Source organism: Streptomyces sp. JLSY215 (assembly GCF_059682825.1).
In genome coordinates this window covers 988,233-1,014,826 of sequence record NZ_CM185022.1, presented here as the reverse complement: position 1 = coordinate 1,014,826, position 26,594 = coordinate 988,233, and the positions used below count along the sequence as shown (strand labels likewise).

Below are 26,594 nucleotides of genomic sequence, written 5' to 3'. Positions count from 1 at the left end.
CGCCACCGGCCCGGCGCCGCATGCGACGACCGGACCGGGCGGCCGCGGGACGGGCGACGCGGCAGCGGGGATCAGGCCGGCAGGGCCGCCTCGATGGCCGCGACCAGCTCGTCGGCCTCCGGCTCCGTGCGCGGCCGGAACCGCCCCACGACCTTGCCCTGGTGGTCGATCAGGAACTTCTCGAAGTTCCACTGGACGTCCCCCGCCGCGCCCTCCGCATCCTGGGTGCCCGTCAGCTCCGCATACAGCGGGTGCCGCTCCGCGCCATTGACGTCGGTCTTCTCGAACAGCGGGAAGCTGATGCCGTACTGCGCGGAGCAGAACGTGGCGATCTCCTCGGCCGTGCCCGGCTCCTGGCCCGCGAACTGGTTGCTGGGGAAGCCCAGCACGCTGAAGCCGCGGTCGGCATAGCGCTCCTGGAGCCGCTCCAGGCCCGTGTACTGCGGGGTCAGCCCGCACTTGGACGCCACATTGACGACCAGCAGCGCCCGGCCGCGGTAGTCGGCGAGCGAGGCGGGCTCACCGGTCAGGGTGCGCAGGGGAATGTCGTACAGGCTCACGGTCATGCTCCTCAATGCGGTTCCGCGAATAGGGACGGACGTCATTGCTGACAACAGTGGCGCCCGGCCTGATCTTCCCGGAATCGTCGACCGGCCACGAGACCACCGGCCGGCGCGCGCCCGCGCGCCACTCCCTGACCAACTGGTCGAAGATGGGGGTCGCCTCCTCGGGGGACCGTCGTGCGTACGGGGGCGAGAGCGACAGGCGCTGGAAAACATGACCCGTGGTCTTTTTCGCGTCCATATCCGGACTCAACCTGGAGAGTGCCGCACGGGTTGCGGTGCGCACGGGGGACGGCCGCGAGATGCGCCTGAGCCGGTGACGGGCAGAAGATACGTTCCCGCCCGGCCCAGGGCCGACAGGTCCACCGCCTGTGCCATGGCGTGCATTCCGGCGGTGTTCGGATGCACACCGTCGCCGCTGTTGTAGGCGCGCCGCAGCCGCCTGGGCGCGGCCGGATCGCGCAGCGCCGCATCGAAGTCGACGACGCCGTCGAAGGCCCGTCCGGTACGGATCCAGTGGTTGACCTCGGCCCGCATGCGTTCTCCCGCCGGGCGGAGCAGGGCGTTCGGGGTGAGCGTGCCGGCGTGCAGCGCGATCCCGGCGGCCTGTGCCCGGCCGGCGAGCGCGGCCAGTCCGGCGATCACCTGGCCGGCCGTCACCTTGGTGCCCCGGTGCACCCCGGTGCCGGCCCCCAGATCGTTGGTGCCGAGGAGCACGATCGCGTCGGAGACGGCGGTCTGCCCGAGCACATCGCGGGCGAACCGGGCCTCGCCGTTGACCCCGAGGTGGATCCGCCCGTCGGCGCCCGTCCCGACGTCGCTCAGCAGCCGGTTGCCGCCGATGCCCGCATTGACGACGGAGAGGCCGCGGCCGCGCCGCGCGGTATCGGCCAGCCGCCGCGCCAGTACGTCCGGCCAGCGCAGATTGGCGTTGTCCGGGATGGCGCCGCCTTCGGTGATGGAGTCGCCGAAGGCCACCACCGTGCGGTCCGCTTCCGTCGTGCCGACGTCCACGCCCGACAGGAAGAACCAGGACAGGATCTGGTGGCGGAAGGCCGAGCCGCGCTCGTCGGTGGTGTGATCGCCCCGATTGGAGACGTAGCTGGTCTGCTTCGCGCCGCCGTGCCAGGTGGTGGGCCCGGTCGTTCCCGGGAGATGGATGCTCACCACCAGGTCGCCGTCGGCGTGGACCCTCAGCCGTACGGGATCGCTGACGACCTCCGCGCCCGCGGGGACGACGGCCGAGCGGCGCCCGGCGAACGTCACCGTGCGCCGGCTGCCCGGCTCGGTGGCGGCCCCCTTGGCCCGCCGGGCGACCGTCACCGCGCCCAGGTCCAGCGGCCGGGTGCCGTACAGGTTGGACAGCCGCAGGCGGACGCGGTCGCCGCCGACGGAGAGGTGCACCACCAGGCGGAGGGTGCGGTGCGCGAACCCGGTGACGGACCGGCCCCTGCGGGCGGGCGGCGTGACGGCGGCCGCCCAGCCGCCCACCCAGTGGCGGATCCCGGCGGCGGATACCGCCGGTGTCGCGGCGGCGGGTGCCACCGGCGTCGCGGCAGCCCCCAGGAGGCCGAGCGCCGACGCGCCGGCCAGCAGGGATCTGCGGGGCAAGGGGCGTCCTCGCACGGGTGCCTCCCGTCGTCGGTCGTCGTCAGCGGCGCTCGGTAATGGTCCACGGACCGTCCCACCGCCGTCGGCGCGGTCGGCGTCGTACACGCCGTTCTCGCCCTTCTGGCGGAACCCGAGTGGCTGGTGGGACGAGCGGGACGGGGCCGGCGCGACCGAGGAGCGGCGGCGAGGGGGTCAGGGGGCGGCCTTGTCCATCGTCGCCGCGATGCCGTCCAGGAGGACGGTCAGGCCGACCTCGAAGGTGGTCTTCGCCTCGCGCTCCAAGTACGGCTCCGAACCGCCCGTGTGCGGTGCCGCGCCCTCGGTCTCGAGGCGGACCAGGAGCGGGAAGCGGTCCTGGAAGTCGGGCACGACCTCGCCGAGCACGGTGGAGCGGGACTGCCACCATTCCTCGTCGGACATGCCCGTCGCCGCCGCGGCCAGCCGCGATTCCGTGACGGTCTGGGCGGCGCCGCGGACGAAGTGGAAGAGAGCCCCGACGATCCGGCGCAGCACGGCGGAGTCCAGCTCGGTGGCGTACAGCAGCCGCACCAGCGTCTCCAGCGCGACATATTCGTTCGGCCCGAGCACCGGCCGGGCCTGGGAGACCTGGAGCACCCACGGGTGGCGCAGATAGAACTCCCAGGTGTCCTCGGCCCAGGACGTCACGGCGGGCCGCCAGCCCGGCGTGAGGTCGTAGTCGGTGGGCAGCTCGGCCAGCGCGCGGTCGTACATCAGGTCCACCAGCTCGTTCTTGCTGGGGACGTACGTGTACAGCGCCATCGCCGTCCGCCCGAGGCGCTCGCCCACCGCGCGCATCGACAGCGCGGCCAGGCCCTCGGCGTCCGCGACGGCGATGCCCGCGTCCACGATCGCGTCCACGCTCAGCGCCGGTTTGGGGCCGGGCGCCGAGCGCTTCCCGGCCGGGTCCTTGTCCTTGGCGCGCCACAGCAGGGACATCGAACGGCGGGCGTCGCCCTGGCCGGCGAAGAGGACCACTTGCGAACTCCTTACGGCATAAAGTAACCTCGTCGAGCGAACTCTTTACGTTGTAAAGATATCAGGGGGCGGGATGGGGTACCAGGGGTCCGGCGGATGGTCCATGAGGTCCGCGGCCGACAATCACGACGTCATCGAGGTCCGCGGCGCGCGGGAGAACAATCTCGCGGAGGTGTCCCTCGACATCCCCAAGCGCCGCCTCACGGTCTTCACCGGCGTCTCCGGATCGGGGAAGTCCTCCCTGGTCTTCGGCACCATCGCCGCGGAGTCGCAGCGGCTGATCAACGAGACCTATACCGCCTTCGTCCAGTCGTTCATGCCGAGACAGGGGCGGCCCGACGTCGATGCACTGCGGAACCTCAGCGCGGCGATCATCGTCGACCAGGAGAGGATGGGCGCCAACTCCCGCTCCACGGTCGGCACGGCGACCGACGCCCACACCATGCTGCGGATCATCTTCAGCCGCCTCGGCAGGCCGCACATCGGCACCTCGACCGCCTTCAGCTTCAACAGCGCCGAGGGAATGTGCCCAGCATGCGAGGGACTGGGACAGGTCTCGGCGATCGACGTCGGCGAGCTGGTGGACACCGAACTGTCCCTCAACGAAGGCGCGATCACCGCACCGGGCTTCGCCGTCGGCTCGTTCTACTGGCAGACCCTCGCCCACTCCGGCTTCTTCGACCCGGACGTCAAGCTGAAGAACTACACCCCCGAGCAGTGGGACGCATTCCTGCACAAGCCCGCCACCAAGACCAGACAGGGCACCTTCAACATCACCTGTGAGGGTCTGCTGGTGAAGGTGCAGCGGGTCCATCTCGCCAAGGACCGCGAGTCCATGCAGCCGCACATCCGGGCCTTCGTCGACCGCGCGGTGACCTTCACCTCCTGCGGCGACTGTGGCGGCGCGCGGCTCAATCCCGCCGCCCTCGGCTCCCGTATCGCCGGCCGCAATATCGCGGAATGCTCCGCCCTCCAGATCAGCGACCTGGCCGCCTTCGTGCGGACCATCGACGACCCCTCCGTGGCCCCGCTCCTCGCCACCCTCTCCCACACCCTGGATTCGCTGGTCGAGATCGGGCTGGGCTATCTGAGCCTGGACCGCGAATCGAGCACCCTGTCCGGAGGCGAGGCCCAACGGGTCAAGATGGTCCGCCACCTCGGATCCAGCCTGACGGACGTCACCTATGTCTTCGACGAGCCGACCGTCGGACTGCACCCGCACGACATCCAGCGGATGAACGACCTCCTGCTGCGGCTGCGCGACAAGGGCAACACCGTCCTGGTCGTCGAGCACAAGCCGGAAACCATCGAGATCGCCGACCATGTGGTCGACCTCGGCCCCGGCGCCGGATCCGCCGGCGGCCGGATCTGCTTCACCGGCGATGTCGACGCGCTCCGCCGCTCCGACACCTTGACGGGCCGCCACCTCGACCACCGTGCCCGGCTGCGCGAGACGGTCCGCCGGCCCAGCGGTCAGCTGTCCATCACCGGCGCGAAGCAGCACAACCTCAAGGACGTCAGCGTCGATATCCCGCTCGGCGTCCTCACCGTCGTCACCGGGGTCGCGGGATCGGGCAAGAGCTCCCTGATCCATGGTTCGCTCGCCCGCCGGGACGGCGTGATCGTCGCCGACCAGTCCGCCATCCGCGGCTCCCGCCGCAGCAATCCGGCCACCTACACGGGGCTGCTCGCCCCCATCCGTACGGCCTTCGCCAAGGCCAATGGCGTCAAGGCCGCGCTGTTCAGCGCCAATTCGGAGGGTGCGTGCGCCGCCTGCAAGGGCATCGGGCTGGTCTACACGGACCTCGCGATGATGGCGGGCGTCGCCTCGGTCTGCGAGGAGTGCGAGGGCAGGCGCTTCACCCCGAAGGTGCTCACCTACACCCTGCGCGGCAAGAACATCAGTGAGGTGCTGGCCATGTCGGTGGCCGAGGCCCGCGCGTTCTTCCCCACCGGACAGGCCCGCACCCTCCTCGACCGGCTGAGCGACGTCGGCCTGGGCTATCTCGGCCTCGGCCAGCCGCTCACCACCCTCTCCGGCGGCGAACGCCAGCGCCTCAAGCTCGCCATCCATATGGCGGAGAAGGCCGCCGTCTATGTCCTGGACGAGCCGACCACCGGCCTCCATCTCGCCGACGTGGATCAGCTCCTGGGCCTGCTGGACCGGCTGGTGGACGACGGCAACACCGTCATCGTCATCGAGCACCACCAAGCGGTGATGGCCCACGCCGACTGGCTGATAGACCTCGGCCCCGGCGCGGGCCACGACGGCGGCCGCGTGGTGTTCACCGGCACCCCGGCCGATCTCGTCGCCCACGGAGATTCACTGACGGCCCGTCACCTCAAGTCATACCTCCGACCGCGCGCGGCGCAGACGCCATAGGCCTGGCGGGACCGCAGGGCAGCAGCAACCCCCGCAGGCCTTGCGGGAAACCGCCCCACACCCGACCTCGCCGACCTCTCCGACCTCGCTCCAGCCTCTTCCCACCAACTCCGCACATCTCATGGAGGATCCGATGACGGCCGTGCCCGTCGCGCTCATCCAGGTCACCGACGTCCGGCGGATCACCCCGCGCATGGTCCGGGTCACCTTCGCCGGAGACGGCCTCGACGACTTCCCCACCTGGCCCGACCAGCAGCTCAAGCTGCTCTTTCCCCGACCGGGCCAGACCGCCCCCCGGCTCCCGGACACGGGCGCGGACGGCGATGTGATGCGCTGGTACGAGGCGTTCCTCGCCCTGCCCGAGGACGAACGGCCCTGGATGCGCAGCTATACGGTGCGGTCCTACGACGCCGAACTCCATCGGATCACCGTCGACTTCGTCCTGCACGCAGCCGCGGACACCCCGGAGGTAGACGCGGCAGCCGGCCCGGCCACCCGCTGGGCGGCCAACGCCCGAAGGGGCGACACCCTCGCGCGCTACGGGCCGGCGGCGGCTTATGCCCGGCCGCTGCCCCTCGACAGCACCGACTGGCTGTTGCTGGCCGGCGACGAGACGGCGCTGCCCGCGATCGGTTCGCTGGTGGAAGCGCTGCCCGCGGGCGCCCCCGCGACGGCGTACATCGAGGTGTCCGACGCCGCGGAGGAACAGCCCTTCACGACCCCGGCCGACCTCACCGTCCACTGGGTGCACCGCAACGGCGTCGCGGCCGGACAGAGCGACGGCCTGCTGAGCGCGGTACGCGACGCCGCATTCCCTTCTTCCGGGACGGTCTTCGCCTGGCTCGCCGGTGAGGCCGGCACGGTCCGCGCACTGCGTCGCCATCTCGTCAACGAGCGCGGCCTGGCCACCACGCAGATCGACTTCACCGGCTACTGGCGCCGCAGACTCACCCAGGACGACGCCCCCACGGCAGAGGACCTGGCCGAGGCGCAGGAGAAGATAGCCGGGGCCCAGGCGCAGGCCGGGGAATAGGGCGGTGCTCCCCGCCCGGTGTGCGACCGGGCGGGGAGCACGGCCGACCCTTTCGCCTCCTCCGCCACCTCCGCCAAGAAGGCCGGACGGCGCCGGGCACGGCGCTCACGCGGCGTCCCGGTGGGACCTCACCCCGCCGCCCGCTCGGCCGCGCTGCGCTCCACACAGAACTCGTTGCGCTCGGGATCGGCCAGCGTCACCCACCCCGTGCCGTCGGGCCGGCGGTGGTCGGCGACCAACTCCGCGCCCAGTGCGAGCAACCGCTCGACCTCTTCGTCCCGGCTGAGGTCCTGCGGCTGCAGATCCAGATGCAGCCGGTTCTTGACGGCCTTCTTGTCCGGTACCGCGATGAACAGCAGCACGCTGCCCGCAGCGGTCACCAAGGCCTCCGGGTCGCCCGGCCGGTCGTCCTCGGCGAGCGAGCCGCCCAGCGCCTCGGCCCAGAACTGCGCCAGGCGATAGGAATCGGCGCAGTCGATCGTGATGTGGCGTACCAGGGATGTCATGCGGTGCCTTTCGCAGAAGGGTGACCACCGCCAGGACCCCACACCCTGACCAGCGGAAACATGAAGTAAGGGTTATCCGGTACTACTTCGGCATGTCACCCTATGCCTTCCGGGGACAGGCCGGGACAAGACGGCCTGGAAGCGGCGGTGTTGGCGGCCCCCGGTGTACCGACGGTGGCTCCTCGCAGCGCAGTTACGCGCGGCTCGCGGGGGCCTGCGCAGGCCGAGTTGGCGGTGCAGCCGGGCGCCGGGCGCCGTCCCCGGCTCGGCGACCCCGCGTCGTTCACGCGGACCCGGCCGGCGTTTCCCGGCCGGCCGCGTCGAGCAGCAGCTTCGCGGCCACCGCCGCCCCGTCGGTGCGGACCGTGCCGGCCACGGCCTTGGCCCGCGCGCCGGTCTCGGGGGTCAGGGCCGTCCTGAGCGCGGCCGACAGGGACGCGAAGGTCGGCGTCGGACCGTCATGTGCCGCGCCGATGCCCAGGTCGGCCACCCGGCCGGCCCAGTACGGCTGATCCGCCCCCTGGGGTACCACCACCTGGGGCGCGCCGGCCCGGGTGGCCGTCGTCGTCGTGCCCGCGCCGCCGTGGTGCACGACGGCGGCCACCCGGCCGAACAGCGCCTGGTGATTGGCCTCGCCGACGACGAAGCAGTCATCGGCGTCGTCGATCAGGGCCAGACCTGCCCAGCCGCGGGAGACGAGTGCGCGGCGGCCCTGCGCCCTGATCGCCTCGATGACCACCTTGGGGAGGTCCTCGGAGGTGTGCATGGGCATGCTGCCGAAGCCCACGTACACCGGTGGTGTGCCGGCGTCCAGGAACGCCACCAACTCGGCCGGGAGCGGCCGGACATCGGGCAGGATCCACGCGCCGGTCTGGACGACGTCGAGGTCCGGCGACTCCTGCCACGGGTCCAGGACCGGGTCCGCGGCCAGCCACGGCCGGTCGCCGATGACGTAGTCGCGGACGTGGTCCACCGCCGGCAGGCCGATCGACGCCCGGTTGGTGTTGAGCGCCTCGCCGAACAGCGCGTTCACGCTCTGGGCGTCCAGGTCCCACAGCACCCGGTTGTCGGTCGCCTCCGGCGGGAACGGCCGCCCCGGATACGCCAGCGGCGGGTGGTGGGGGGACGGCAGAACCAGCTTCTGGAAGCTCGCGTACACGGAGCGGATGCCCAGCTTCTCGGCCACCGACAGCGCGCCGGCCGCGGCGGGAAGCATGCCGGTCGCCAGCAGCACGTCACATCCCTCGGCCGCCGCGGTGACCGCGTCGAACTGGGCGGCGATCAACTCGGCCGCACGCTCGGACAGGGACGACGGCGGCGGCGCGGCGGCCGTCAGTGCGCGCGCCGACCGGCCGACGGGCACCAGGGGCACGCCCACACCGGCCAGCAGCTGCGCGAAGTCCTCGTCCGGCGGCGCGCACACCCGAACCTCCGCGCCGAGTTCCCGCAACTGCACCGCCAGCCCCGCCATCGGCTCGACGTCCCCACGCGACCCATACGTCGACAACAACACCCGCACTGTACGACTCCCCATTCCTCAACTTCTGGCTTCGGTCGGTGATTCTGCGGTACCACCAGGGCCTTGCCGCAAGCCCCCCAGTGCGCTATACGTTGAGCATGGAAAGGAGTGGGGAACTCCTTTCCCTTTTCTTTTTGTCGTCCGCTGCGGACGGACCGGCCCCTCGCGAAGCGCCCGAGCGCCGCCTACGGGGACCGCGAGGCCCTCGCTGCGATCGTCTTCGTGGTCCCGACGGACTGCACCGGGCGGCAGTTGCCCGGTCCGGGCGAAGCTGCACCGCCTGATCCTCGACGAACGGGGCTCGCGTGCAGAGCCGGAACGGGGCCGGGGCCGGGGCTCTCTGACACCTCGTCACCTCGCCACCTCGCCACCCTCGCCACCCTCGCCACCCTCGCCACCTCGCGTGTGTCAGGCCGCCTCGGCATCGACGTTGACATTACATACGGCCGACCGCATTCTTTGGTGATGACTTCGACATCCTTCACCGAGGAGACCGATCCGTTCTGCCTGCCCACGCTCGATGCCGCGGCGCTGCTGTTCGATGCCCCCTGGCAGCGTTACGCCGTGATCGGGGACAGCCTCTCCGCAGGGACGGGAGACGCGAGCGTCGGCTACGGGAACCAGGGCTGGCCCGATCGATTCGCGCACATCCTGCGGCAGGTGAGGCCCGGTCTGGCCTACCTGAACACGGCGGTGGCCGGTGCCACGACGGTTGACACCATCGACCATCAGATCGACGAGATGCGGGACTTCGCGCCGGACCTGCTGCACATCCCGTGCGGCGCCAACGACCTCCTGCGCCGCTCACCGGATTTCGGGGAGATCGAGCAGAACATGCGCAAGATGTACGACCTGGCGGCTGAGACGGGTGCGCAGCTCACGACGTTCACCCTGGGGCGCGCCTACGTCGTGCCGGTCTTCCCCGACTGGACGGAGCGCGTGCTCACCCTGAACGACCTCACGCGCGCCCTCGCCGGCGAGTATGACGCCGTCGTCGTCGACATGTGGGATCACCCCGTCAACTCCCGGGAGAACCTGCTGAGTGCGGATCGCCTCCACTTCTCCACGTCGGGCCAGGCCGTCATGGCGAGCGAGATGGTCAGGGCGCTGGCCGCCGCCCTGGCCCACCGCACGCCCTGAACGCCGGTGCGGCAGGGCAACGAGGAAGGTCGACGCGGTGTGGCGAGGGCGGTCATGGGCCCCTTCGCCGCACCGCGTTCGCCGTCGGCGCCCGGTACTCGCCCGGCTGTCACGCCGGGCGGGCCGGCCCCGGACGCTCGCGCATGATGTCCGAGGAGAACGTCTGTTTCGTGATGCCGTGTGCTGTGCGCAGCTCCGGGCCGGGTTCGACACTCAACTCCTGGAACGGATCGCGCTCGGCGCGGTGATGCGACCGGACCGCCTCCGTATACCGGCCCAAATGCACCGGAGCGCGATGTGGGGGTGCTGAATCCGCATGCCCGAATGCCCGATGTGATGAGGCGGCCCGTAGGAAGGGGTGCGTTCTCCCGCCCATCACACACAAGAGGTACGATCGACCGTATGGACACTGGGGCGCGAACCTTCGTCACGCGGGCAGATACGGTGTCGATCACTGACAAGCGCCTGCTCAAAGGGGCGCGAGCGCGGGAGACCGCACTGCGGCGCGCCGTCGACATCGCTTCCCTCGACGGGCTGGACGACGTGAGCTTCGGTCGTCTCGCGACCGATACGGGGATGAGCAAGGCGGGCATCCAGACCCTCTTCAGGTCCAAGGAAGTGCTGCAGCTCGCGACCATCGATTATGCGCGCGAAATGTTCCTCGACGCGGTCATCCGCCCGGCGAGGGAAGCGGCCCCCGGAGTCGACCGGCTGCGCTCATTGATTGAGCGCTGGTTCGATTACGCCAAAACCCCGCTGTTCGAAGGCGGTTGCTTCTACGTCGCGAACATCGCCCGTTTCGACAGCAAGCCGGGAACGATTCACGACGCCCTGTTCCGCAACCAGCAGGAATGGTTCGACACCATCGCGGACGAATTGCGGAACGCCGTCGCATCCCACGAGATCGCGGAACTCGACATCGACCTCGCGGTCTTTCAGATCGATTCCGTGCTCTGCGCGGCCAATACGGCCCTGCGCCTCGGGGACGACGACGTCATCACCAAGGTGCGCCGCACCGTGGACAATCTCCTGCAATCGCCCTGAATTCGCCCTGAGAACACCCTGAACAAGACCTGACCGCTCCCCGCGCCGGGCCGTGCGACGCAAGACAAGAGGTGCCGGCGCCTCCAGGGATTCGCTCCCCGGAGGCGCAGGCACCTGCTGCGCGTCGTCACGCCTTCGTCGGCGGCGTCTTCGGCAGGAGGAACACCAGTAGCGCCGCGAGCGCCGCGATGGCGAAGGTCGTCAGGGACGTCAGCGCGAAGGCGTGTCCCGCCGCATGCACCTTGTCGCCGGAGGCGGCGCCTGTCTGGAAGGAGTGGAAGAACACCGCTCCGACGACCGCCACGCCCAGCGCACCGCCGACCTGCTGGGCGGTGGACAGTGAGCCCGAGGCCATCCCCGCGGACCGCGGATCGATCCGCGCCAGGACCGTATTGAGCAGCGGAGTGATCAGCAACCCGCCTCCCACGCTCTGCAGCATCAGGGTCGGGATGATGAGCAGGGGCGTCAGACGCGGCCCGGACAGCAGAACCACGGCGGTCGTCAGATAGCCGACCGCGAGGACGATCGAACCGACCTCCAGCACGCGGCGGCCGTACTTCGGGACGAGCCGTCCGGCGATCAGGCTGCAGACGAAGAAGGTCACCGCCGCCGGCGTGTAGACCAGCCCGGAGCCGAGGGGTGACATGCCCAGCCCGTCCTGCATCGAGACGGACAGCGCCAGGTAGTACGAGTACAGAAGCGCGTACACGGCGAGGACAAGGACGATGCCGAGCGAGAACGAGCGCTGCGCGAAGAGCGACAGCTTGATCAGCGGCTCACCGCCGCGCCGGTCGACCGCTCGCTCCAGCGCGACGAAGAGCGCGAACGCCCCCGCGCTGCCCGCGAAGCACGCCCATGTCCACCAGGGCCGGCCCGCGTCCCGCCCCTGGATGAGCGGGTAGGTGAGCAGCAGCAGGGCCGCGCTGAGGGCCAGCACGCCGGGCACGTCCAGCTTGCGGGTCTGCTCCGCCCGCGACTCGGGTACGTACTTGAGAGCCAGCAGGATTGTGACGATGCCGATGGGGATGTTCACCCAGAACACCGAGCGCCAGTCGGAGCCGAAGAGGTTCGCGCCGATCAGGAGGCCGCCGACCAGCTGACCGCTGACCGACGCCATGCCGAGGACGACCCCGAGGACACCGAAGACACGGTGCCGGTTCTGCGTGGAGACCGTCAGCGTGATGATGGCGAAGACCTGCGGGACCATCAGGGCCGCGCCGAGGCCCTGGACGATACGGGAGCCGATGAGCACGCTCGGATCACCGGCCAGGGCGCAGGCGATGGACGAGAGCGTGAAGACCGCCGTCCCGATGAGGAAGACGCGCTTGCGCCCGTACAGATCCGCGAGCCGGCCGCCGGTGATCAGGAAGACCGCGTAGCTCAACTGGTAGCCGGCGAGGACCCATTGGAGCTCGCTCGCGGTCGCCTTGAGATCGGTCTGGATGGCGGGGCCCGCCACGACGACGATGAACGAGTCCAGGATCGCCATGAACATACCGATCATGACGGTCGACAGCGCGGCCCAAGGCACCGCATCCCCTGGACCGGGCTGCGCGCTGCGCGCCGCCTTCAGTGTGTGACTGGCATTCGGCATGTGAGACATCCCTTTCGCGGCAAGGCGCACTTGCGCACTGGCTCGGCGGTCCCGAGCCGCGACAAAGAATACGCACGACCGTATGTTCACTTCAATCGGTTATCCCCCTGAGTCAGCGGGAACGCCTCCGGGGCGGGCCGGCGACCGGCCCGCCGCCAGGTGGGACGCTGTCGTCGGGCCCCGCCAGGTCAGTGAACGGGGCCCCTGCGGACGGGACTTCGCCGATTCTGCGGTGATGTCGTGCGCGTCACGGTGCGGTTGACGGGCGGGGGTGTTCAGTGGGCTGCCCGATTCGGTGGCCCTCGCCCGCGGCGGCGCGGAGCAGCAGGTCGGTCAGCTCGTCCGGGTGGGACAGCATCGGGTAGTGGCCGGTGTCCAGGTCGAAGAAGCCGACCTGGGGGTCGGTGAGCCTCTGGAAGCGGGGGTCGCCCGTGGCCACCAGCGACTCGATGAGGGCGATGCTCGCCCCGTGCGCCGTGCAGAAGATGCCGGTGGCCGGGATCCGCGCCGACTCGCCGGTCAGGCGGAGCGGCTGGGTGAGGGTGGCCAGCGGCTGGGGTGCGGCGAGCCGCAGCAGGCGCTGCCGGGCGGCCTCCGGGAGCAGCGCGAGGCTGCTGCCCCACAGCTGCTCGTCCTCCGGGGGCGGAGGCGGCAGGAATCGCCCGTTGCCCCGGTCCTCGGCGCGTCGCAGCAGCCGGTCCCGTACGGCCGGGTCGGGCATCACGTCGACCCCCGCGTCGCCGTCGTCGGGCATCCCCGCGTCCAGATAGACGAGACGGCGGACCCGGTCCGGCCGGCGGTCGGCGGCGCCCAGCAACGGGATCAGGCCGTAGCAGTGACCGACGAGCACGGTGTCCGCCAACTCCTCGTGGTCCAGAAGCTGCACCACGTCCTCGATATGCGTCTCGAGATCCGTTCCGGGACCCGCCAGGTGCCGGCGGTCGCCCATCCCGGTGAGCGTCACCGGGTGCGCCTGATGGCCCCGTTCGCGCAGCCGGGCGGTGACGTCGCGCCAGATCCAGCCGCCGGTGTAGCCGCCGGACACGAGGACGAATGCGGTCATGGTTTCTCCTTGAGGTCGGGTTCCCCGCGGCCCGCCGATACCGTCCGGGCCGCGTCCGTCGGCACCGTAAAAGCTCCTCCAGCGGGAGATTCAAGCCGGGAGCGGCGGGCGGGGAGCGGCACGTTCCGGGCGTGAGCGCTTCGCGTGGTCGCGGGCCGCGAGCGCGCCGGTCCGCCCGGGGCCCGGCCGCCCGCGGGCCGAGGACGTTTTGCCGCCATCGGAGGATTGGGCCGCCCCACCCATAGGGGAGGCCCGCCCTTGTCGTCTACAGTTGCAGAATTCCGCAATTCAACAGATGACGCGACGGCCGGTCGGCCTGGACGCGGAGGGCAAGCGTGGGCGGTTTCGCCGAGGCGGTACGGGAACGGGTGCGGGTTGCGCGCGCCGCCGTCGACGCGGCGCGGGCGGCGGGTGACGCCTATGCGCTGGCCGTGGCGGAGGACGAGCTGGACGACGCGCTGCGGGTGGCCCGCAATGTGGGCATCACGCAGGACGGCGGGGCCGGGCCGGAGAGCGGGGCGCCGGAGTGAACGGCGCAGGGGTCCCGCTCTACCAGGCGAAGGCCGAATTCTTCCGGATGCTGGGCCATCCCGTCCGCATCCGGGTGCTGGAACTGCTCCAGGACGGGCCGCTGCCGGTCCGCAGCCTGCTGTCCGCGATCGAGGTGGAGCCGTCCGCGCTCTCCCAGCAGCTGGCGATCCTGCGCCGCTCGGGCATCGTGACGGCCACCCGCTGCGGCTCCACCGTCGTCTACGAGCTCGCCGGCGGCGATGTCGCGGAGCTGCTGGGCGCCGCCCGCCGGGTGCTCACCGATGTGCTCACCGGCCGCCATGCGCTCCTCGCCGAGCTGCGGAAGGCCGAGGCCGGCACCGTTCGCACGGCCGGCGCGGTGGCGACGGCCGACGGCGTGGGGGCGGTGTCGTGACGTACGCGCGCCGCCCCGAGGGGTGATCGCAGATGGCCGCAGCGAGGCGTAAGGGCCCGCCGCCGTGGCGGGCGGTCCGCTCCCGCACCTGCATACCGTCCGCCACCGGGCCGGGCTCCGGCCGCCCCTGCCGCGGGCGCCACCACGGCCGGGGGCCGCTGCGGACCGCACCCGGACACGGCCGCGGCTGCCCGGAATTCGCCGCCCGCCACCGCACGTCACCGCGCTGCGGCGGCCGGCGCGGCACCCCCACCGCCGTCCGCCCCGGCCGTCAGCTGGCGCGGCTGCCCGGCGCGGTCCATGTGCCGCACCGCCCCGTCCAGCACAGCGTATGGCGGCGGGTGTTGCTCTCGATCCTCGTCAGCCAGCTCCTGCTCGTCTTCCTGGCGCTGGTCGTCTACCTGGGGCGGCACGCGGGAACGTGACGGCCGCGCCGCGCCCCGGCGCGGGCCGCGTCACGCGGCGGAGCCCCGCGCCCGCCACAGCCAGGCGACATCCCGCCCGAACGACCACACCAGCAGCGCCAGCGCCACCCCCACGGCGAGGACCGTCCACGCCGTCGGCGCGATGCCGGCACCGGCCCCCACCAGGACGATCCCCTGCAATGCGGCCACCGTCTTGCGGGCCATGCTGTGCGGCAAGTCGCCGCGCAGCCACGGCAGTACCCAGGACGCCGCGACGAAGGCGTACCGCATGAGCCCGATGAGCAGCACCCACGCGCCCAGCGGCATCGCCACGTAGACGGACAGCACCAGGATGAGGAACGCGTCCACCTCCATGTCGAACCGCGCGCCCAGCGCCGTCGCCGTGCCCGTGCGCCGCGCCACCTGCCCGTCGACGGCGTCCAGGATCAGCGCCACGGTGGCCAGCGCGACCAGCACCGCCACCGGCGGCCGGTGCCCGAAGGAGTCCGCGACCAGCGCCGTCACGCCGCCGACGAGGATCGCGCGGGCCAGCGTGACGCGGTTGGCCGGGCCGAACGAACCGGTCCAGGACCGCTGCAGCGCCAGGGTGAGCAGGGCCCAGGTGACCACCGCGAACGCGGAGCCCGTCAGCCAGCCCGCGGTGCCCAGGCCGAACACCCGGCACAGGACTTCCAGCACCAGCAGCTGTACGCCCATGCCCGCCGTGGTGTCCTGGCCGAAGGGCCTTGTGTCGTACGGATCCTGTACGGCCACCGGGCCTCCCGGGATGTGTGGCGGAGTCGATGACTGCCGCGTATGGTAACCGCGTCCTCATGATCCCCGGCATGCGGCTCCGTCCGCATGCGGCTTCCCCGTATGCCGCTCACCGGCATGCCGCCCACCTGCACTCACGCACCACTGCCGCAGCGTCCAGGAGGTTTCCGATGTCGCGCGTCGCCCGGTCCTTCTGGGTCGCATCTCCCGGCCGGGGCGAGATCCGCGAGGTCGCGCTGCACGGACCCGGCGAGGACGAGGTGCTGGTGCGCGCGCTGTACTCCGGTGTGAGCCGGGGGACGGAGAGCCTGGTCTTTCGCGGCGGGGTGCCCGAGAGCCAGTACGCCGCGATGCGCGCGCCGTTCCAGGAAGGGGAGTTCCCGGGACCCGTCAGCTACGGCTACCTCAGCGTCGGGGTCGTGGAGGAGGGGCCCGCACGGCTCCTGGGCCGTACGGTGTTCTGCCTCTATCCGCATCAGACGCACTATGTCGTCCCGGTGAGCGCCGTCGTCCCCGTGCCGGACGGCCTCCCCGCGTCGCGGGCCGTGCTGGCGGGGACGGTGGAGACCGCCGTGAACGCCCTGTGGGACGCGGCGCCGCTGGTGGGGGACCGGATCGCGGTGGTCGGCGGGGGGATGGTCGGGTGCAGCGTCGCCGCCGTACTGGCCCGCTTTCCCGGTGTCCGGGTGCAGCTCGTCGACGCGGATCCCGCACGGGCCGGGACGGCCGCGGCGCTGGGCGTCGCCTTCGCGCCGCCCCAGGAAGCGCTGGGCGACTGCGACCTCGTCGTCCACGCCAGCGCCACCGAGGCCGGACTGGCCCGCTCGCTCGAACTGCTGGCCACCGAGGGCACGGTCATCGAGCTGAGCTGGTACGGCGACCGGCCGGTCAGCCTGCCGCTGGGCGAGGCCTTCCACTCCCGCCGCCTGACGGTCCGCAGCAGCCAAGTGGGCGCGGTCTCCCCGGCGCGCCGTGCCCGCCGCACCTTCGCCGACCGGCTCGCCCTCGCCCTCGATCTGCTCGCCGACCCCGCCTTCGACGCGCTGATCACCGGCGAATCCGCGTTCACGGACCTGCCCCAGGTGCTGCCCCGGCTCGCCACGGGTGAGCTGCCGGCGCTGTGCCATCGCATCCGGTACGGGGAAGCGGACGCGGCCCCGGTGGACAGACCCTAGCCCTCGGTGCCGCGGTCGCGCCCCCGCCCGCTCCGGCCGCGCGCACCCGCGTCCACCTGCCCCGACCGCCCCGACTGCCCCCACCTGCCACCCCCCCCGTCCGACACCACCGGAGGACCACCTTGTTCAGCATCACCGTCCGCGATCACCTGATGGTCGCCCACAGCTTCCGCGGCGCGGTCTTCGGGCCCGCGCAGCGTCTGCACGGCGCGACCTACGTCGTGGACGCCACCTTCCGCCGCGCCGAGCTCGACGCCGACAACATCGTCGTCGACATCGGGCTGGCCACCCAGGAACTCGGCGGGGTGATCGGGGAGTTGAACTACCGCAACCTCGACGACGAGCCCGCCTTCGCCGGCATCAACACCTCGACGGAGGCCCTGGCCAAGGTCATCGCCGACCGGCTCGCCGACCGCGTACAGGCCGGCAACCTCGGCGAGGGCGCCCGCGAGCTGGCCGGGATAACGGTCACCCTGCACGAGTCGCACATCGCCTGGGCGACGTACGAGCGCACGCTGTGACCGACACCGGGCCGGGCCAGGAGCGCGTGGTGCACTTCGTCCTGCCCGGTGATGTGGCCGACCCGGCCGCCCCCAGCGGCGGGAACACCTACGACCGCCGGGTGTGCCGAGGCCTCCCGGCGGCCGGATGGCGGGTGCACCCGGCCGCCGTGCCCGGGAGGTGGCCACGGCCGGACCCGGCGGCCCGCGACGCCCTGGCGCGCCGCCTGGCCGCGCTGCCGGACGGCGCCCTCGTCCTCCTGGACGGGCTCGTCGCCTGCGGCGTCCCGGAGGTCCTCGCCCCACAGGCCGCACGGCTGCGGATGGCGGTGCTGGTGCATCTGCCGCTGGCCGACGAGACCGGGCTCGCCCCCGGCGTGGCCGCGGAACTGGACGCCCGGGAGCGCCGCACCCTGCATGCCGTACGGGCGGTGGTGGCCACGAGCCGGTGGGCCGCGCGGCGGCTGGTGGCGCGGCACGGGCTCGCGGCGGACCGGGTCCATGTCGCCACGCCGGGGGTCGACGCCGCGCCCCTCGCCCCCGGAACGGACGGCGCGACCCGGCTGCTCTGCGTCGCCGCGGTCATCCCCCGCAAGGGCCACGACCGGCTGATGGACGCCCTCGCCGACGTCGCCGACCTGCCCTGGAGCTGCGACTGTGTGGGCGGGGTGCGCGGGAACCCCGGCTACGTCGAGCAACTGCGAGCAAAGGCAGGACGGTTGGGGCTTGACGGCCGGGTGCGTCTGGTCGGGCCGCGGGCGGGTGCGGAACTGGCGGCGAGTTACGCGGCCGCCGATCTCCTGGTGCTCGCGTCGTATGCCGAGACCTACGGAATGGTCGTCACCGAGGCGCTGGCGCGGGGGATTCCGGTACTGGCGACGGCGGTCGACGGCATTCCGGAGGCGGTCGGGAAGGCCCCGGACGGCAGCGTGCCGGGGCTTCTCGTACCGTCCGGCGACCCCGCGGCGCTCGCCGGGGCGCTGCGCGACTGGCTCGGGGATCCGGCGCTGCGGCGGCGGCTGAAGATCTCGGCGCGCGGGCGGCGTGCCATGCTGGCGGGGTGGGAGACAACGTCGCACGATCTGGCGGGGGTGCTGGAACGGCTTCGGCGCGAGCCCCGGACGGCGGTGTGAGGGCGGCCGGGCGGCCGCGATTCGCCCCGGAATGGCTGGAGTTGCGGGAGCCCGCCGATGCCGCCGCCCGCGCGCCCGGACTGCTGACCCCGCTGCGTACCGCGCTGTCCGCCCGGCCCGGGGCCGCGCGGACGGTGATCCGCGACCTGGGCTGTGGTACCGGCTCCATGGGGCGCTGGCTCGCGCCCCGGCTGCCCGGCCCGCAGCACTGGATCCTGCACGACCACGACCCGGCGCTGCTCGCCCGCGCCCGGCAGACGCTGCCCACGACGGCCGCCGACGGGGCGGCCGTCACCGCCACCACCGAGCGCGGCGACCTCGCCCGGCTGACCGCCGCGGCGCTCACCGGGACCATGCTGGTCACCGCCTCCGCGCTGCTGGATCTGCTCACCCGCGACGAGGTGGCGGGGCTCGCCGAGGCCTGCACCCTCGCCGGCTGCCCCGCCCTGCTGGCGCTCTCCGTCGCGGGGCGCGTCGCGCTCACCCCGTACGAGCCGCTCGACGACGAGATCGGCGCCGCCTTCAACGACCATCAGCGCCGGACGGCAGGCGGGCGGCGGCTGCTCGGGCCGGACGCGGTGGCGGCGGCCACGGAGGCGTTCGAGCGGTGCGGCGCGACGGTCCTCACCCGGCCCAGCCCCTGGCGGCTGGCCGCCCCGGAGGCCGCGCTCACCGCCGACTGGCTGCGCGGCTGGGTGGCCGCCGCCCGCGAGCAGCGGCCGGCGCTGGCGGCCCGCTTGGACGGGCCGGACGGGTATCTGCACCGGCGGCTGGCGGCCTGCGCCGCCGGGGAGTTGCGCGTCACCGTGCAGCACACGGATCTGCTGGCACTGCCCCGGCCGCGCCCGGCTTCCGGTCCTCCGGACGCGGGGGGCACACGATGAAACGGTCCGTCTGGGCGTGGCTGCGGGTCCTCGGGGGACTGGCCATCCTCGCGGTGCTGGTGTGGCACCTGGGGTCCCGGGCCTTCCTGGACGGTCTGCGCCGGATCGACGCCGGGGCGCTGTCGGCCGCGCTCGGCATCGGCCTGCTCACCACGGTGTTCAGCGCCTGGCGCTGGTGCCTGGTGGCCCGCGCCCTGGGACTGCGGCTGCCGCTCGGCCGGGCCGTCGCGGACTACTACCGCGCCCTGTTCCTCAACGCCGCGCTGCCCGGCGGCGTGCTCGGCGATGTGCACCGCGCGGTACGGCACGGCCAACGCGCCCACGACCTGGGACGGGGCGTACGTGCCGTCGTCCTCGAACGGACCGCGGGCCAGCTCGTCCTGGGCCTGGCCGGCGCGGCGGTGCTGCTGCTGCGGCCGTCCCCGGTCCTCGCGCGGGCCGGCCGCTTCCTCGGCGCGCCCGGCGCGGTGATCGCGGCGGCCGTGGCGGGCGCCCTCGCGGTCGGCGTCGCCTGCTGGAGCCGGGGCGCCTCCCGCGGCGCGCGGGCCGTCCGCGCCGCGCTCGCCGAGGCCCGCCGGGCCTTGTTCGCGCGCGGCAGCCGGCTGGGCGTGGCGTTCTCGTCCGTGGTGGTCCTGGCGGGCTACCTCGGGATGTTTCTGCTCGCCGCCCGCGTGGCGGGAGTCGGCGCGCCGCCGGCCGAGCTGGTGCCGCTGGCGGTACTGGCGCTGCTGGCGATGGCGCTGCCGCTGAACGTCGGCGGCTGGGGCCCGCGGGAAGGCGTCGCGGCGTGGGCGTTCGGCGCGGCCGGACTAGGCGCGGCGCAAGGGCTCGCCACCGCCGTCGTCTACGGCGTCCTCGCCTTCGCCGCGAGCCTGCCGGGCGCCGGGGTGCTCATCGTGCGCGGGGTCGCCGGACTGCGCGGCGGACGCCCGCAGATCGAGCTCGAAGAGGGTGTCCTCGCCGAGCAGTCCGCGCCGCAGCGGCGGACGTAGCGCCTCGCGCATCACCGGCGTACCGGGAAACCGCAGACCGGGCACGCCGTCGCCGAGCAGCACCGGGGCGACGGTCAGATACAGCCGGTGCAGCGCCCGCGCCCGCAGGAACCCCGACACGGTGACGCCGCCGCCCTCGACCAGCACCCGGCCGAGACCGCGCCGCGCCAGGGCCGCCAGGAGGCGCCGCGGGGCGAAGGCATCGGCGTCGGGCAGCGGCAGCACGTCGACGCCGGACCCGGCACCGGATACGCCGGCTTCCCGCGCCCGTGCGGCCCCCTCCGGCCCCACCACCCACAGCGTCGGTGCGGCCCCGTCCAGGAACACCCGGCGCCGGCGCGGCACCCGGCCGCGCGGATCGAGCACCACGCGCACCGGATTGTCGCCCGCGCAGGCGCGTACCGTCAGCCGGGGATCGTCCGCCACGGCGGTGCCGGCCCCGACGACGACCGCATCGGTCAGCGCGCGCAGCCGGTGCAGATGGCGGCGGTCCTCCTCCCCGGTGACATAGTCCGCGTCGCCGGTGCGGGTCGCGATGAAGCCGTCCAGACTCTGCCCGAGCTGCGCCACCGCGACCCGGGGACCGGCCAGGCACAGCGGCAGATAGCGCTCGGCCAGCCGCGCCGCCTCGGGTGCGGCGGCCGCCCGCCACCGGAGTCCGCCGTTCCCGTCCGGCACCAGCCCGGCGGCCTCGGCGTCGTCCGCCGTACGGATGCGCCGCAGCCGCTCCCAGGCCGCCGTCGCGTCGAGCGGCTCAGCCATGGGATGCCGCCCGTATGCCGAACAGCTCCGCACAGGCGCCGAATGCCTCGGTCAGCCCGGCCAGGAGTTCCCCGCCCTTGTGCGCGGAGGCGAGGGAGGGGCGTCCGATGATTCCGGACTCCGTATAGGCCGACATACCGAGCGTCAGCAGATGCCCGCGTTCCTCGGCGACGCAATCCGCCGATTCCGCCGATTCATATCCGGGCCGTACCAATTCGGGATGGGCATACAGAAGAATGGAGGTCTCCACTTCTCCCGCGTGCATATCGCTGTGCGCCGACGTCTGTGCACCGGCCCGTGTGCGCGCCGCTTCCCAGTCGGCCGAGCCGGGGAAGAGCGCCATCCGCGTCCCGGTACCGGCGGATTCCTGAACCACGTTGCGCAGTACGTAATTTCCGCCGTGCCCATTGACGAGAATCAGGTCATGGATGCCCGACCGCCGCAGCGATTCGGCGATGTCCGTCACCACGGTGTGCAGCGTGCGGGCCGAAATGCTGACGGTGCCCGGCCAGGCGGCGTGTTCGTGGGAACAGGAGACGGTCAGCGGCGGCAGCAGAAGGACCGGGCGGTCGGCGGCGATCCGCTCGGCGATGGTGCAGGCGATGACCGTATCGGTGGTCAACGGCAGGAAGGGGCCGTGCTGTTCAAAGCTGCCGATGGGCAGCAGCGCGCAGTGCGGCCGCCGGACCCCGACCTCCCGGGTGGTTTCCGCCGGCAAGAGCCCGCGGGCGGAAATCCGGTGTGCCGAAGCGGTCATGACGGGGTGCCGCCTTTCGTAGCGTTCATTCGCCGGGCCGTCGCAGCATAGGCATGCGCGCATATCATGCCAACCGATGCCAACCGGCCGCCCGCGCCGGGTACCATCGCGCCATGACGGACCCCGATGCCGAAATCGCTGCGGATGACGACACCCTGGTGGAAAGGGTGGTGGCGGTCCGACTCCCCACCACACACGGCGAATTCCTCGCCGTCGGCTATCTCGACATCCGCCGCGGGACCGAGCAAGTGGCCCTGGTCCACGGCGACGTCGCGGGGGAGACCGTACTGACCCGGGTGCATTCGGAGTGTTTGACCGGTGATGTCTTCGCCTCGACGCACTGCGAATGCGGCGATCAATTGTCCGCGGCGCTGGCGGCGATCGTGGCGGCCGGCCGCGGAATTCTCGTCTATGTGCAGGGCCATGAGGGCCGGGGGATAGGGCTGCTGGCCAAGCTCCGGGCGATGAAGCTGCAGGAGGACGGGCTGGACACGGTCGATGCGAATATCGCGCTCGGACTGCCGGTCGACGCCCGCGAATACGACGTCGCGGCCGGAATTCTGCGGGACCTCGGGGTGCGTTCGGTGCGGCTGCTGTCGAACAATCCGCACAAGCGGGCGGCGCTGCTGCGGCACGGTATCGCGGTCGCCGAACAGGTCCCGCTGCTGATGCCGCCCGGTGTGGAGAACATCCGCTATCTGCGCACCAAACGGGAACGGCTCGACCATGACCTGCCGCATCTGGACGGCATCCCCGGCCTGTCCTGACGTACGAAAAGGCCCGCGACGCAGGTACGTCGCGGGCCCTCCGAGGTGGGCCGACCGCCCCCGCGCCGTCAGGACGCCGCGGGTGCCGCCTCCGCGGCCGCGGTGTCCCGGGCCGGGGTGATGACGCGTTCGGCGAGGTGCCCGAAGAGCAGCCCGAAGGCCGTCCACAGCACCAGCTGGATGGCGATCGCCGACAGCCGGAACTGCCAGAGCAGGGTGCCGGAGAAGCCGTTCGGCACCTCGTTGATGGACGGCAGGAAGGCGTACGCGATCCCGATGGCGACGGCGAACGCCGCGCCGGCCGCCACCGTGGCGTACCAGTTGCCCAGCTTCGGAGCCAGCCGCCGGCCGAAGAGCGTGGCGCCGACGGCGAGCAGGATGCCGAGCAGCATCATCAGGAAGTACAGGGCCGTGCGCTTGCCGATGGTGTCGGGGTCACCGATGGACGGCGGATTGGCCGGGTACTTGAGGAACGGTACGAGGTAGACGGCGAGCAGCGCCGCGCCGGAGAGCAGCGCGGCGGTGGCCCGGGGGCCGAAGCGGCCGATCCGGCCCAGCGCGAAGCAGAACGCCAGCGCGGCGATGCCGCCCAGCGCCACGCCGTAGATCAGCACGCCGGTCGCCAGCCCCGCCGTGGACTGCACGGCGCGGCTGACGACCTCCATCTCGTGCTCGTGGCTGTGCGCTTCCTCGAAGGCGATCGCGGCATCCACCCTCGGCTCGCCCAGCACATAGGCGACGACGAGGGCGAGGAGGCCGGCGCCCAGACCGGCGAGCATGCCGCGCACCAGGAGATTTCTGACGGTGACGGAGTTCATGGAACGGCGTCCGATCAGTGGCAGGGGAAGCCGAGGAGGTGGCGTCCGTCGTGGACCCACTCGTGGACGTCCGTACCGGAGAGCAGCGAGGTGGCGCCCTGCTCGGCGCCGACGAAGTACAGCAGAACGAGCATCAGGACGCCGACGAACAGCGCCCACGGGGCGATGGCCTTGAGGGGGAGCGGGGCCGGGGCGGCGGTGCCGGTGGCCGGGGGTGCGATGGTCTGAGCCATGGCAGGGGACCTCCTGATAGGGGGAACTCGCGTCCCTAGTTGCGGGAGTACTAACGACATGCCGGGTCTGGCTCGCCCGGTCCCGGCCCCTGGGGGCTGCGTCAAAACCGGACATACAGTGGCGCGACCGCGCCGGGATCCCACCGGCTTCCGTCATGTCGTCGTCAATATCATCGGGAAGGTACCGCGAACCGACCGGCGGGCCAAGGCCACGGAGGGGGCGGAGAGGCGCAGCGCGGGGCGCGCCGACCGGACAACTCTCGTGAACTGGGCAGTTGTTGCCGTGGTGGAGGGACAGGGAGAGAAGAGGCCATGACAACTCGGGTGATGTTGATCTCACCGGCCGCCGGGGAGGCGCAGCGCGAGGTGCGTTTCGACGACGACGGGCCGCTGAGCGAGGCCGGTCTGCGGCGGGCCCGTGCGGTGGCCGGAAATCTGCCGTCCGCCGCGCGGATCGTGGTCTCGCCCTCCGCCCGGTGCCGCCGGACGGCCGAGGAGCTCGGGCTGCCGGTGGATCCCGCGCCCGAGCCGGGGCCGCCCGGCTGTGCGATGGGCCGCTGGCGGGGGAGGACCCTGGCCGAGGTGGCCGGGACCGAAGCGGAGGCGGTGTCCGCCTGGCTGTCGGACCCCGGGTTCGCGGGACACGGCGGGGAGTCGCTGCGCGACCTCTGCGTACGGACCGAGGCCTGGCTCGGGCGGCTGGCCGCCACCTCCGGGCGGGTGGTGGCCGTTGTGGAGGTGGACGTGGTGCGCGCCGCCGTGGTGTGCGCCCTGGGCGTCCCGGTGGAGACCTTCTGGCGGCTGGATGTGCCGCCGCTGACGGCGACCGAGCTGAGCGGGCGGGGCGGGCGCTGGAATCTGGGGCTGGGCCGGGCGCTGCCGGGAGGCGTGGCTGCGGGTCCGCAAACTTGACCTGCCGCTCATCTACACATAAAGGCGACATAAGCGCAGAATAAAGAGTGCGCGGTTCCTATGCCGCGAGACGGCCAGGCTTGTGCAGCGAAGGAGGCGAGTCGCATGGCCGACGTCTCACACCACAGGGGAGATCTCGCAGGTCACCCCGACGTATCAGAGATGCAGGAGCGTTACGAGCGCGTGCTCGGCGGGCGCGACGTCATCCTCGTGGACGGGCCGGTGTTCCTGGTCGGCCTGTACTGCGCCGCGTCGCCGTGGATCGTCCACTACGCGGCATCGCAGCCCGCTCTGTTGACCCACAACCTGATCCTCGGCATCGCCATTGCCCTGCTGGCCATCGGGTTCACCGTCACACCGGACCGCATGTACGGCCTGAGCGGCGCCATGTGCGCCATGGGCGTGTGGATGATCGTGGCGCCCTGGATCGTCGGCAGCAGCCCGGACGCCGGCGTGATCTGGAACAACGTCATCATCGGTGCCCTTACGTTCCTGCTGGGGGCGATGTGCATCGGGGCGGCAGCAAAGAGCCGCCGTACGACATGAGGCGTGCCCCGCAACGGGGTAGGTGAGGGCCGTCGGCCCGTTCACCCTCGCCGAGGGTGAACGGGCCGGCGGGTGTCCGGGGTCAGGAGGTGCCCGGAGATCCCGGCCAGCACCAGCCCGCCCGCCATCAGCAGGCCGTGTCCTAACGCGATGCCGGTGCCCAGGCTGCCGAGCGCGGCGGTCAGCAGCAGCCCGGCGGCGCCGCGCCGGAACTGCCCGGCGCGGTCGCCGGGTTGGCGGTCGTCGTCGGGGGACACGGGGCGTCCCTCCCCTCCCGGAGCGAGCCGGTGGTCGCGGCGTACGGGCCGGATCGCAGGGCATTGCCCCGGTGATCCGGAGAACTTAGGGTGCTCAGGCTTACTTAGGTTTGCCTAATAAGGATGGGTGTGACGAGCCGACGGCCACCACGCCACAGGCGTTGTTGTGCCCTGGGAAGCCCTGCGCGTAACGCAGGAGTCCCGCCATGACGCAGAAAGCCCTGTCCGTAACGCCGTTGAACAGAGAGGTGTTCCCGCATGCCCCGCGAGAATCGGCCGGTCGACGAGGCCCGTGAGGTGCTCACCCGGATCGCGTACGGCGCCATGGCCTCGCACGCCGTGGGCGCCGCCGCCCGCCTCCGGGTCGCCGACCTGATGGGCGACGGCGAGCGCACGGCCGACGAGCTGGCGGGGGAGTGCGCGGTCCAACCCCAGCCCCTGGCCCGGTTACTGCGGGCGCTGGCCGGACTGGGGCTGCTCGCCGAGAACGCCCCGGGACGGTTCGCCCTCACCCCGGCCGGCGCCCTGCTCCGCTCCGACGGGCCGCAGTCGATGCACTCCTTCATCCGGATGTTCACCGACCCCACCCTGCTCAGGTCCTGGGAGCATCTGGACGACAGCATGCGGACCGGCGAGCCGGCCTTCGATGCGATCTTCGGCCAGGACTTCTTCGGTCATCTCGCCGAACAGCCGGAATTCGCCGCCGTTTTCCACGCCGCGATGGGACAGGCCACCCGCGATACGGCGGCGCAGGTGCCCGCGGCCTTCGACTTCGGCCGCTTCTCGACCGTGGCCGACATCGGCGGCGGCGACGGCACGCTCCTCGCCGCGATCCTCAAGGCCCATCCCTCCCTGAAGGGCATCCTCTTCGACCTCGGGGAAGGGCTCGCGCAGGCCCCCGGCACACTGGCGCGGGACGGGCTGGCGGGCCGCTGTTCCCTGGTCGGCGGGGACTTCTTCACCACGGCTCCCGAAGGCGCCGAGGTATATGTCCTCAAGAGCGTGATCCACGACTGGAACGACGCGCAGTGCACGGACATCCTCCGTCACTGCCGCCGGGTCGTCCCGGACGACGGCCGGCTGCTGATCATCGAGCCGGTGCTGCCGCCCGTCGTGGACCCCTCGGCGGCCGGCGTCGTCTACATCAGCGACCTCAACATGCTCGTCAACGTCGGGGGCCGGGAGCGCACCCGCGACGACTTCGAGCGGCTGTGCCGCGGTGCGGGCTTCGCGCTGCGGTCCGTGACGCGGCTGGCACAGCCCAGCCGGTTCTCCCTGATCGAGGCCGAGCCGGTGTAAGGCC

28 protein-coding genes and 1 pseudogene are annotated in these 26,594 nt (G+C 72.2%); 16 read left to right on the top strand and 13 right to left on the bottom strand.

All coding sequences use genetic code 11. The features are described from left to right. Nucleotides 1–71: 71 nt before the first annotated feature. The 3 genes from AC5677_RS04400 to AC5677_RS04390 form a co-directional block, all read right to left on the bottom strand. A complete protein-coding gene (locus AC5677_RS04400) occupies nucleotides 72–560 on the bottom strand; it encodes a glutathione peroxidase (RefSeq protein ID WP_497193689.1) in 489 nt (162 codons plus the stop codon). A gap of 252 nt (nucleotides 561–812) precedes the next feature. Next, nucleotides 813–2,174, bottom strand: coding sequence for an SGNH/GDSL hydrolase family protein (locus AC5677_RS04395; protein ID WP_497193688.1), 1,362 nt, complete (start codon nucleotides 2,172–2,174; stop codon nucleotides 813–815). Nucleotides 2,175–2,366: 192 nt separating this feature from the next. Beyond that, nucleotides 2,367–3,170: a TetR/AcrR family transcriptional regulator gene (locus AC5677_RS04390; RefSeq protein ID WP_497193687.1), complete on the bottom strand. Its 804-nt coding sequence runs from the start codon at nucleotides 3,168–3,170 to the stop codon at nucleotides 2,367–2,369. 103 nt (nucleotides 3,171–3,273) lie between these two features. Here AC5677_RS04390 and AC5677_RS04385 point away from each other — a divergent pair, with 103 nt between their 5' ends. Further along, nucleotides 3,274–5,553 (top strand): ATP-binding cassette domain-containing protein, encoded by a 2,280-nt coding sequence (locus AC5677_RS04385; RefSeq protein ID WP_497193686.1) that lies wholly within the window; start codon nucleotides 3,274–3,276, stop codon nucleotides 5,551–5,553. 133 nt (nucleotides 5,554–5,686) lie between these two features. Beyond that, complete coding sequence (locus AC5677_RS04380; protein WP_497193685.1) at nucleotides 5,687–6,586, top strand: siderophore-interacting protein; 900 nt, start codon at nucleotides 5,687–5,689, stop codon at nucleotides 6,584–6,586. Between the two features lie 128 nt (nucleotides 6,587–6,714). On the opposite strand, the gene AC5677_RS04375 is transcribed toward AC5677_RS04380, so the two are convergent. After that, nucleotides 6,715–7,092: a VOC family protein gene (locus tag AC5677_RS04375; protein WP_497193684.1), complete on the bottom strand. Its 378-nt coding sequence runs from the start codon at nucleotides 7,090–7,092 to the stop codon at nucleotides 6,715–6,717. Nucleotides 7,093–7,375: 283 nt separating this feature from the next. Then, on the bottom strand, nucleotides 7,376–8,626 hold the full coding sequence (locus AC5677_RS04370) for a glycosyltransferase (RefSeq protein WP_497193683.1): 1,251 nt from the start codon (nucleotides 8,624–8,626) through the stop codon (nucleotides 7,376–7,378). Nucleotides 8,627–9,076: 450 nt separating this feature from the next. On the opposite strand from AC5677_RS04370, the gene AC5677_RS04365 reads away from it, so the two are divergent. Both AC5677_RS04365 and AC5677_RS04360 read left to right on the top strand, forming a co-directional pair. Then, nucleotides 9,077–9,751, top strand: a complete 675-nt coding sequence (locus AC5677_RS04365) for an SGNH/GDSL hydrolase family protein (RefSeq protein ID WP_497193682.1) — start codon at nucleotides 9,077–9,079, stop codon at nucleotides 9,749–9,751. A gap of 402 nt (nucleotides 9,752–10,153) precedes the next feature. Continuing rightward, a complete protein-coding gene (locus AC5677_RS04360) occupies nucleotides 10,154–10,795 on the top strand; it encodes a TetR/AcrR family transcriptional regulator (protein WP_497193681.1) in 642 nt (213 codons plus the stop codon). Nucleotides 10,796–10,922: 127 nt separating this feature from the next. Here the strand turns inward: AC5677_RS04360 and AC5677_RS04355 are convergent, their stop codons facing one another. Further along, the gene (locus AC5677_RS04355) at nucleotides 10,923–12,389 is read right to left on the bottom strand and encodes an MFS transporter (RefSeq protein ID WP_497193680.1); all 1,467 of its coding nucleotides are present in this window, start codon (nucleotides 12,387–12,389) and stop codon (nucleotides 10,923–10,925) included. Nucleotides 12,390–12,636: 247 nt separating this feature from the next. After that, nucleotides 12,637–13,452, bottom strand: coding sequence for an alpha/beta fold hydrolase (locus AC5677_RS04350; protein WP_497193679.1), 816 nt, complete (start codon nucleotides 13,450–13,452; stop codon nucleotides 12,637–12,639). 335 nt (nucleotides 13,453–13,787) lie between these two features. Between AC5677_RS04350 and AC5677_RS04345 the strand changes: the two genes are divergently transcribed. Genes AC5677_RS04345 through AC5677_RS04335 form a run of 3 tightly spaced genes read left to right on the top strand, consistent with a single transcriptional unit; the run spans nucleotide 13,788 to nucleotide 14,802 of the window. Further along, nucleotides 13,788–13,982 (top strand): hypothetical protein, encoded by a 195-nt coding sequence (locus AC5677_RS04345; protein WP_497193678.1) that lies wholly within the window; start codon nucleotides 13,788–13,790, stop codon nucleotides 13,980–13,982. Next, entirely contained in the window at nucleotides 13,979–14,377 is a 399-nt protein-coding gene (locus tag AC5677_RS04340) for an ArsR/SmtB family transcription factor (protein WP_497193677.1), read from the top strand. Before AC5677_RS04345 ends, AC5677_RS04340 begins: the two co-directional genes overlap by 4 nt. 32 nt (nucleotides 14,378–14,409) lie before the next feature. Beyond that, nucleotides 14,410–14,802, top strand: coding sequence for a DUF6126 family protein (locus AC5677_RS04335; protein ID WP_497193676.1), 393 nt, complete (start codon nucleotides 14,410–14,412; stop codon nucleotides 14,800–14,802). A 30-nt stretch (nucleotides 14,803–14,832) separates the two neighbouring features. On the opposite strand, the gene AC5677_RS04330 is transcribed toward AC5677_RS04335, so the two are convergent. Next, nucleotides 14,833–15,555, bottom strand: coding sequence for a CDP-alcohol phosphatidyltransferase family protein (locus AC5677_RS04330; RefSeq protein ID WP_497193675.1), 723 nt, complete (start codon nucleotides 15,553–15,555; stop codon nucleotides 14,833–14,835). Nucleotides 15,556–15,725: 170 nt separating this feature from the next. Here AC5677_RS04330 and AC5677_RS04325 point away from each other — a divergent pair, with 170 nt between their 5' ends. From AC5677_RS04325 to AC5677_RS04305, 5 genes are all read left to right on the top strand, one after another. Then, nucleotides 15,726–16,730: a zinc-dependent alcohol dehydrogenase gene (locus AC5677_RS04325; protein WP_497193674.1), complete on the top strand. Its 1,005-nt coding sequence runs from the start codon at nucleotides 15,726–15,728 to the stop codon at nucleotides 16,728–16,730. 122 nt (nucleotides 16,731–16,852) lie between these two features. After that, nucleotides 16,853–17,251, top strand: coding sequence for a 6-pyruvoyl trahydropterin synthase family protein (locus tag AC5677_RS04320; protein WP_497193673.1), 399 nt, complete (start codon nucleotides 16,853–16,855; stop codon nucleotides 17,249–17,251). After that, complete coding sequence (locus tag AC5677_RS04315; RefSeq protein ID WP_497193672.1) at nucleotides 17,248–18,363, top strand: glycosyltransferase family 4 protein; 1,116 nt, start codon at nucleotides 17,248–17,250, stop codon at nucleotides 18,361–18,363. Before AC5677_RS04320 ends, AC5677_RS04315 begins: the two co-directional genes overlap by 4 nt. Beyond that, the gene (locus AC5677_RS04310) at nucleotides 18,360–19,247 is read left to right on the top strand and encodes a methyltransferase domain-containing protein (RefSeq protein ID WP_497193671.1); all 888 of its coding nucleotides are present in this window, start codon (nucleotides 18,360–18,362) and stop codon (nucleotides 19,245–19,247) included. The genes AC5677_RS04315 and AC5677_RS04310 overlap by 4 nt, the downstream gene beginning before the upstream one ends. Continuing rightward, nucleotides 19,244–20,239: a lysylphosphatidylglycerol synthase transmembrane domain-containing protein gene (locus AC5677_RS04305; protein ID WP_497193670.1), complete on the top strand. Its 996-nt coding sequence runs from the start codon at nucleotides 19,244–19,246 to the stop codon at nucleotides 20,237–20,239. Before AC5677_RS04310 ends, AC5677_RS04305 begins: the two co-directional genes overlap by 4 nt. A 102-nt stretch (nucleotides 20,240–20,341) precedes the next feature. On the opposite strand, the pseudogene AC5677_RS04300 reads toward AC5677_RS04305, so the two are convergent. Continuing rightward, nucleotides 20,342–21,001 (bottom strand): annotated as a pseudogene (locus AC5677_RS04300) (RibD family protein); the annotation flags it as partial. After that, on the bottom strand, nucleotides 20,994–21,758 hold the full coding sequence (locus AC5677_RS04295; protein ID WP_497193669.1) for a creatininase family protein: 765 nt from the start codon (nucleotides 21,756–21,758) through the stop codon (nucleotides 20,994–20,996). The pseudogene AC5677_RS04300 and the gene AC5677_RS04295, both read right to left, overlap by 8 nt. Before the next feature lie 113 nt (nucleotides 21,759–21,871). Here AC5677_RS04295 and ribA point away from each other — a divergent pair, with 113 nt between their 5' ends. Continuing rightward, entirely contained in the window at nucleotides 21,872–22,525 is a 654-nt protein-coding gene (gene ribA / locus AC5677_RS04290; RefSeq protein WP_497193668.1) for a GTP cyclohydrolase II RibA, read from the top strand. A gap of 68 nt (nucleotides 22,526–22,593) precedes the next feature. On the opposite strand, the gene AC5677_RS04285 is transcribed toward ribA, so the two are convergent. Both AC5677_RS04285 and AC5677_RS04280 read right to left on the bottom strand, forming a co-directional pair. Further along, nucleotides 22,594–23,343 (bottom strand): CbtA family protein, encoded by a 750-nt coding sequence (locus AC5677_RS04285; RefSeq protein WP_497193667.1) that lies wholly within the window; start codon nucleotides 23,341–23,343, stop codon nucleotides 22,594–22,596. A 14-nt stretch (nucleotides 23,344–23,357) separates the two neighbouring features. Further along, nucleotides 23,358–23,576 carry a CbtB domain-containing protein gene (locus tag AC5677_RS04280; RefSeq protein ID WP_403507657.1) on the bottom strand — a complete coding sequence of 73 codons (219 nt, stop codon included), beginning with the start codon at nucleotides 23,574–23,576 and terminating at the stop codon, nucleotides 23,358–23,360. 312 nt (nucleotides 23,577–23,888) lie between these two features. Between AC5677_RS04280 and AC5677_RS04275 the strand changes: the two genes are divergently transcribed. Continuing rightward, nucleotides 23,889–24,488, top strand: a complete 600-nt coding sequence (locus AC5677_RS04275; protein ID WP_497193666.1) for a histidine phosphatase family protein — start codon at nucleotides 23,889–23,891, stop codon at nucleotides 24,486–24,488. A gap of 105 nt (nucleotides 24,489–24,593) precedes the next feature. Next, the gene (locus AC5677_RS04270; RefSeq protein WP_497193665.1) at nucleotides 24,594–25,034 is read left to right on the top strand and encodes an SPW repeat protein; all 441 of its coding nucleotides are present in this window, start codon (nucleotides 24,594–24,596) and stop codon (nucleotides 25,032–25,034) included. A 41-nt stretch (nucleotides 25,035–25,075) separates the two neighbouring features. On the opposite strand, the gene AC5677_RS04265 is transcribed toward AC5677_RS04270, so the two are convergent. Continuing rightward, entirely contained in the window at nucleotides 25,076–25,291 is a 216-nt protein-coding gene (locus tag AC5677_RS04265) for a hypothetical protein (RefSeq protein ID WP_497193664.1), read from the bottom strand. A 258-nt stretch (nucleotides 25,292–25,549) separates the two neighbouring features. Here AC5677_RS04265 and AC5677_RS04260 point away from each other — a divergent pair, with 258 nt between their 5' ends. Then, entirely contained in the window at nucleotides 25,550–26,590 is a 1,041-nt protein-coding gene (locus tag AC5677_RS04260; RefSeq protein WP_497193663.1) for a methyltransferase, read from the top strand. Nucleotides 26,591–26,594 lie beyond the last annotated feature (4 nt).